The organism is Collinsella sp. D33t1_170424_A12 (genome assembly GCF_015554865.1).
Taxonomy (GTDB): domain Bacteria; phylum Actinomycetota; class Coriobacteriia; order Coriobacteriales; family Coriobacteriaceae; genus Collinsella.
In genome coordinates, this window is sequence record NZ_JADNJJ010000192.1 from 1 (window position 1) to 6,854 (window position 6,854).

Here is a 6,854-nt window from a genome sequence, read left to right on the forward strand (position 1 = left end):
CATGCGCGCCGGCATCGTGGCGCCGCTGACCGTGCGCGGTCGCTGCGTGGGCACGCTCGAGCTGTACTATCCGCGTTTCGGCAATATCGATACGCGTCAGACGGCGCTTGCCACGGGTTTTGCCGACCTGATCTCGACGCAGCTGGCGAGCTTCGAGCTCGAGCGCCAGGAGGAGGTCTCGGCGCGTGTGGAGCTTCGCGCGCTGCAGTCCCAGGTGGACCCGCACTTCCTCTTCAACACCATCGGCACCATCGTGTCGCTCGTGCGCACCGAGCCCGAGAAGGCGCGCTCGCTGCTTATCGACTTTTCCAACTACTATCGCCAGACGCTTTCGGATTCCGAGTCGCTTACGACCCTCGAGCGCGAGCTGGAGCAGGGTATTCGCTATATCAACCTCATGCAGGCGCGCTATGGCGACGGCCGTTTGCGCGTCGTCGCGCAAATCGAGGACGGTATGGGCTCTTGCAGGGTGCCGCCGTTTATCCTGCAGCCGCTGCTTGAGAACTGCATCAAGCATGCGATGCGCGAGACCGATCACCTCACCATCCACCTGCGCGCGCGTACCATCGCGAACGGAGCCGAGATCGTGGTGGCCGACGACGGCATCGGCATGAGCGAGCAGGTGCGCGCGCACCTGTTCGACCCGCCCGACGCCGCGCGCCCCGCCGAGCCCGCCACCGTTACGGCCGACGGCTCCATCAAACGCGGGTGCGGCCTGGCGCTCTGCAACGTGCTTATGCGCATCCATTTCTTCTTCGGCGACGAATCCGGCATCGCGGTCGAGTCGACTGAAGGCGTGGGAACCACCATTACCGTGCGGCTTCTGGGCGAGCCCCACGAGCCCGCACCGACGGGCACGCTGCTGCCCTCGAGCGCATCGTAGAGCTTGTACGGAAGGGAATCGATGATGAGTGATCAGTGGAACGTGTTGATCGTGGACGACGAGCCGCCCATCCGCGCCGAGCTGCGCTACCTGTTGAGCCAGGACGAGCGCATCGGCACGATTTTCGAGGCGGGCGGCGCCACCGAGGCGGTCGAGCGCATCCTGGCGAGCCGCCCCGACGTGTTGTTCCTGGATATCCAAATGCCCGGCACGAGCGGTATCAAGCTGGCCGAGACGCTGTCGAACCTCAAGACCCCGCCCGTCGTGGTGTTCGTGACGGCGTTCGCCGAATACGCGGCGTCGGCGTTCGAGCTCGATGCGGTGGACTACGTCCTTAAGCCCGTCGAGACAGGGCGCCTCGAGAAGGCGCTGGATAAGGTCTCCACCGCTATGGCGGCGCGCGGGCCGGCGCCCCGTGCGGAGCGCGTCATGCGCTTGTCGGTGGAGCGAGGGGGCAAGCGCGCCTTCATCCCCGTATCCGACATCGTCTACATCGAGGCAAAGGCCGACTACTCCAGCGTGGTAACGGCGGCTGGCAGCTATCTGGTCAACGAGTCGATCTCCTCGCTCGAGCGCCGGCTGGCGTCGCAGGGTTTTCTGCGCGTGCACCGCAGCTACCTGGTGAACCTCGACGACGTCCACGACGTCGAGGTGTCGCGTTCGGGCTTGCTCGAGCTCAAGGTCGAGCGCGTGGGCGCCACGGTGCCCGTATCGCGCCGCCGCACCGCGGAGGTCAAGGAGCGGCTGGGCCTGTCATAATGCGCTGCGTGCGGGCACCCCGGCGGGGCGCGTCGGCGCTGCGCCCTGGGGGTTTCCGGGCGGCGGCGCCGAGCCGCAGAAAGGCGCGGGGCGGAGTCGGGCGCGGCGCGTGGCGGCGACTCGCTTACCGAATCCTGATGCGCGACCATGCAGCGCTGCACTACCATAAGGCGATATCTATCACCGAGGGGAGCCAGATATGAAATACACCAAGATGGAGCGGAACTGGGTCATGTACGACGTGGGCAATTCGGCTCTCGTCCTGCTCAACACCTCGGTGGTCCCCATCTACTTCAACGCCATCAATACGGGAGCGAGCTCCGCGGACCTGGTGACGGCCTGGGCCAACGCGCAGACCGTGGCATCCCTGGCGGTGGCCATGCTCATGCCGATCTTGGGCTCCCTGGCGGATTACGCGGGCAACAAGATCAAGTTCTTCCTGGGCTTCTTCCTTACCGGCGTGGTCCTATGCCTGGCGCAGGCCATCCCCATGAGCGCCATGGCGTTCTTGGTGGTCTACGTCCTGTGCACCATCGGCCTCAACTCGTCGATGACCTTCTATGATGCCATGCTGCCCGACGTCACCACCGACGAGCGCATGGATGCGGTATCGTCGTCCGGCTTCGCTTGGGGCTATGTCGGCTCCACCATCCCGTTCATCGCCTGCATCGCGTTGATCTTCGGCGGCCCGAGCCTGCTGGGCCTCGATACGCTCACCTGCACGCGCATCACGTTTATCATCACCGGTCTCTGGTGGCTGGCGTTCACCATTCCGCTCCTGCGCACCTACCGGCAGCGCTTCGGCAAGGAGCGCGAGCACGGCGCCGCGGGCGTGATGCATAACATCGCCAAGACGTTCAGCGGCCTGCTGGAGACGTGCAAGAGCATCGCGCACGACCGCGTGCTGCTCGTCTTCCTCATCGCGTTCTTCTTCTATATCGACGGCGTCCACACGGTCATCTCGATGGCCACCAGCTACGGAGCCGCGTTGGGCATCGATTCGACCCAGTTGGTGCTGGCGTTGCTGGTCACGCAGTTCGTGGCCTTCCCCTCGGCCATCATCTACGGTCGCTTGGCGGGCAAGTTCGGGACCCTGCGCATGATCACGGTGGCCGTGGCCGCCTACATGGGCATCGTGCTCTTCGCCGCCTTCTTCCTGAAGTCCGCCGCCGAGTTCTGGCTGCTCGCGGTGTTGGTGGGCATGTTCCAGGGCGGCGTGCAGGCGCTGTCGCGCAGCTACTTCGGCAAGCTCATCCCCAAGGACCGTGCGAACGAATACTACGGCTTCTTTGATATTTTCGGACGCTACGCTTCCGTTATGGGCACTCTGCTAGTATCTATCGTGACATCGCTCACGGCGGATCCTTCTTTAGGAGTGCTTTCCATCGGGATCTTGCTGGTCGCGGGCTTTGTCATGTTAGTAAAGCTCTCCAGCATGCAGAAGGCGCGCGCCTAGCGTTCGCCTTGGCATAGGCTGCTTGAATGCGGAGGGCTTTGCTGGCAACCAGTAAAGCCCTCCGTTTTTGTTAGAAGGTGGCCACATGAAATCTCATTACATCGCCCGTGTGGGCGTGATCGCCGCTGCATATGCGGCCTGCACGCTCATCGCCATGCTGTTCCTGGGCAGCTTGGCCTGGGGTCCCGTTCAGTTCCGCGTCTCCGAGGCGCTGTGCGTCCTGGCGCTGTTCACGCCGGCGGCCGTTCCCGGCCTCACGCTGGGATGCGCGCTGGCCAACATCGCCAACATCGTGTTGTCGGGTACCGGCATGCTGGGCATGCTCGACGTGGTGTTCGGTTCGCTCGCTACGTTCGCCGGCGCCCTGTTCACCTGGAAGATGCGCCGCCGTCCGCTCGTGGCGCTTGCCGGCCCCGTGCTTGCCAACGCGCTTATCGTGCCCGCGTACCTTCCGCTGCTCCTGCAGGGCATCGGCTTCTACACCATTCCGTTCACCTCGATATCGCTCGACGGCGCCTGGCTGCCCATGTATCTGTTTGGCCTGGTTGCCACCGGTGTTGGCGAGGCTGTCATCATGTACGTGCTGGGCTACCCGCTCCAGAGGTCTTTGGCAAAATCGCCGATCATCAAGCGCGAGCTCGCGAGTATGGGTACAACAGGAAAATAGCACCACTACGCGCGCATACCGCGCGCTCACGGTGCGGGTGCTTCGGGCGCGGTCCATGCGCCTCGAAGCGCGTTGGCGGCGTGTTTGGAAGGGGCGAGCGCATGAGACCTGTTATCGTGATTCCCTCCTACTGGGCGGGGAACCATGCCGAGACCTTGTCGCCGGGCGCCTATGACCATACGACCGACCTGTTCTCGGAGGACCCTGACCTGGAACGCTGCCTGGCATCGCTCGAGCAGGTGCGCGATTGCCCGCGCATCATCGTGCTCGTGGTGTGCCCGCTTTCGGCCACGCGCGACGTGCGCTTGCGACTCGACCACATACTGGCGGCTCATACGACTCTGAATATCACGCTGGTAACGAATATCGAGGCTGCTCGCATCGCGGAACGCGTGACCGAGCTGGCGCCCCATGCCCCCGGCGAGGGCGTCTCGCTGCGCGGGTACGGCGCCATTCGCAACATGGGCTTGGCAGCGGCGGCCATCCTGGGCCACGACGCCGTGGTGTTTTTGGACGACGACGAGGTCGTCTTGGGCCCTGATTTTATGGAAACGGCGCTGTACGCCCTTGGAAACGAGACGCGGCAGCGATTGCCGATCCTGGCTAAGAGCGGATACTTCTACGATCGCTCCGGCTCGCCGCTGGCCGACACCTCTCGCGCGGGCCTGTCGCAACGTTGGTGGACCAAGCGGCTGGAGTTTAACAGGTGGATGGAGAAGGCGCTGGCCGGGACGCGCATCTCGCGTTCGAACTACGTGTGCGGCGGTTGCTTCGCCCTGCATGCGCGCGCGTTTCGGCGCGTGGCCTTCGATCCGTTCATCACGCGCGGCGAGGACCTGGATTACCTGTTCAATATGCGTCTGCAGGGTTACGACGTATGGTTCGATAACACCTGGGCCGTGAAGCATCTGCCGCCCGATCGCGGCGAGCGAAGCACGCGCTTCATGCAAAACGTCTACCGTTGGTATTACGAGCGCGCCAAGCTGTCGTTTGCTTCGCGCCAAAAGGAGTACTGCCTGGTCACGCCCGAGTCGCTCATGCCGTATCCAGGACCGTGGATATCGCATGAGCTGGACGAGCGCGTGCGCCGCACGTCGTTCGTGCGGATGCTCGTTTCGAGCGATCATGTGGGATATTGGCGCATCTGGCGCTCGGGGTGCGAGGAAGCCGAGCGCTACGCATGCGATAACGCTGGCAGATATCTGAAGTTCCAAAGCTTTTGGCCGAGTATCATGGATGGGTTGTGGAACGATCCCATCTTGGCCGACCTGTTGGAGCATGCATGAAAGCAAACAAAGAGAGAATCGCCCGCGTAGAAGGGGCGTCATCGACGGTGCGGCTCACCCCGTTCTTCAGCGCGCTCGCCGTTGCCTGCGCGTCGCTGCTGCTGCTGTACTTCATCTACGAGCTCATGGGCGGTCACGACGTGCTGGTCACGCTGGCCTCCAGCGTGCTGCTGTGCATCCTGCTGGTGATGTTTCTCTACCTGTGCATCAATCCCGATACGCTGCGCTCGCAGTACGCGGAGCAAACGCTTGCCATCGCCTCGGATATGCTCGAGGACATCCGCGACGGCCTGACGCCCGAAAGCGCCGAGGCCATCTGCCGGCGCCTGCTTCCCGAGACGCATGCGATCACCGTGGCGGTGACCGATCGGGAGCGCGTGCTGGCGTGCGTGGGCTCCTATGCCGATAAGTTTCCCACGGGCTCGCCGATACACACGCCCGCGACGCGCTACGCGCTCGACCACGGGCTCGTGCAGTCGTTTACGAACGCGCCGTCCATCCATCGCGAAGAAGGGGAGCCCTGGCGCGTCCCCGCGGGCATCATCGCACCGCTCAAGGTGCGCGGCGTGTCGGTGGGCACGCTCAAGTTCTATTTCAGCTCGCCGCGTGCGATCGACCGTACGCAGTATGCCCTGGTATCGGGATTTGCCGAGTTGATTTCTACGCAGCTCGCCACGCACGAGCTCGAGCGCCAAGACGAGCTTACGGCTCGCGCCGAGCTGCGCGCCCTGCAGTCGCAGATCAACCCGCACTTCCTCTTCAACACCCTGAACACCATCGCGTCGCTTACGCGCACCGATCCGCTGCGCGCCCGCGAACTGCTGCGCGAGTTCGCCTCGTTCTACCGCTCGACGTTGGATAATTCCGGCTCGCTGATCCCGGTTTCGAGGGAGATCATGCAGACGCGCCGCTATCTCATGTTCGAGAAGGCGCGCTTCGGCGAGGAGCGCATCATCGAGACCATGGACATCGACGAATCGGTGGAGGAGGCGCCCGTCCCGGCGTTCATCATCCAACCGCTGGTCGAGAACGCCGTGCGCCATGCCATGAAGGACGAGGGCGCCTTGCATATCACGGTGAGCGTTCAGCCCGACAAGGACGATGCGCTGTGCATCAAGGTGATCGATGACGGCGCCGGCATGGATGCCGAGACCGCTGCCCGCCTGTTCAACGAGTCGCTGCCCAAGCCGGACAGCGCTGCGCCGCAGGGCGGGGGAGCCGGTGTGGCGACCCGCAACATCTCCGAGCGCATCAAGCGCTTCTACGGGCCTCGCTCCACGGTCGAGGTGACGTCGCAGCCTGGCTGCGGCACCACGATCGCGCTGCATCTGGATTTGCAGCAAAGCATCTTCGAGCAAGGCTCCATGAAGGGGTAGAATGAGAAAATATGAGTCTCGCGGGCGCAAGTCGCGGGACTCTGTATGGTTTAAAACAGTGAAAGGGATAGTTGTATGCTGCGTGCCATGATCGTTGACGACGAAGCACCCGCCCGTTCCGAGCTGCGATTCCTGCTCGAGCAGACAGGCAAAATCGGATCGATCAGCGAGGCCTCGAGCGTTCGCGCCGCCATTGAAATGCTCATGGAGAATCGCGTCGACGTGGTGTTCCTGGATATCTCTATGCCGGGCGCTTCGGGCTTGCAGCTCGCCGAGGCCCTGCATAAGCTCAAGAACCCGCCCGCGGTGGTTTTCGTGACGGCCTATAGCGACCATGCCGTGGAGGCGTTCGAGGTCGATGCGACCGACTACCTCATGAAGCCCGTCGAGGAGGCGCGTCTGGACCAGGCTATCGCTAAGGTCCTCA

At 63.6% G+C, this 6,854-nt stretch carries 7 protein-coding genes; all 7 read left to right on the forward strand.

Annotated features, from left to right (window positions below; translation table 11 throughout):
• The coding region (locus I2E26_RS08050) for a sensor histidine kinase (RefSeq protein WP_195420317.1) at nt 1-883 on the forward strand (883 nt) is incomplete at its 5' end.
• A 21-nt stretch (nt 884-904) separates the two neighbouring features.
• Nucleotides 905-1,642, forward strand: a complete 738-nt coding sequence (locus I2E26_RS08055; protein WP_370551475.1) for a LytR/AlgR family response regulator transcription factor — start codon at nt 905-907, stop codon at nt 1,640-1,642.
• Between the two features lie 199 nt (nt 1,643-1,841).
• A complete protein-coding gene (locus I2E26_RS08060; RefSeq protein WP_195420318.1) occupies nt 1,842-3,098 on the forward strand; it encodes an MFS transporter in 1,257 nt (418 codons plus the stop codon).
• A gap of 85 nt (nt 3,099-3,183) precedes the next feature.
• Nucleotides 3,184-3,765 (forward strand): QueT transporter family protein, encoded by a 582-nt coding sequence (locus I2E26_RS08065; RefSeq protein ID WP_195420319.1) that lies wholly within the window; start codon nt 3,184-3,186, stop codon nt 3,763-3,765.
• Between the two features lie 101 nt (nt 3,766-3,866).
• Complete coding sequence (locus tag I2E26_RS08070; RefSeq protein WP_147588759.1) at nt 3,867-5,051, forward strand: glycosyltransferase; 1,185 nt, start codon at nt 3,867-3,869, stop codon at nt 5,049-5,051.
• Nucleotides 5,048-6,427, forward strand: a complete 1,380-nt coding sequence (locus tag I2E26_RS08075; protein ID WP_195420320.1) for a histidine kinase — start codon at nt 5,048-5,050, stop codon at nt 6,425-6,427. Before I2E26_RS08070 ends, I2E26_RS08075 begins: the two co-directional genes overlap by 4 nt.
• Nucleotides 6,428-6,502: 75 nt before the next feature.
• On the forward strand, nt 6,503-6,854 hold a 352-nt coding region (locus tag I2E26_RS08080; protein WP_195420321.1), incomplete at its 3' end, for a response regulator.

Excerpts from the sequence above, each read along its gene's own strand:
- I2E26_RS08055 (WP_370551475.1), top strand. The coding sequence starts at position 905 with ATGATGAGTGATCAGTGGAACGTGTTGATCGTGGACGACGAGCCGCCC.
- I2E26_RS08060 (WP_195420318.1), top strand. The coding sequence starts at position 1,842 with ATGAAATACACCAAGATGGAGCGGAACTGGGTCATGTACGACGTGGGC.
- I2E26_RS08065 (WP_195420319.1), top strand. The coding sequence starts at position 3,184 with ATGAAATCTCATTACATCGCCCGTGTGGGCGTGATCGCCGCTGCATAT.
- I2E26_RS08070 (WP_147588759.1), top strand. The coding sequence starts at position 3,867 with ATGAGACCTGTTATCGTGATTCCCTCCTACTGGGCGGGGAACCATGCC.
- I2E26_RS08075 (WP_195420320.1), top strand. The coding sequence starts at position 5,048 with ATGAAAGCAAACAAAGAGAGAATCGCCCGCGTAGAAGGGGCGTCATCG.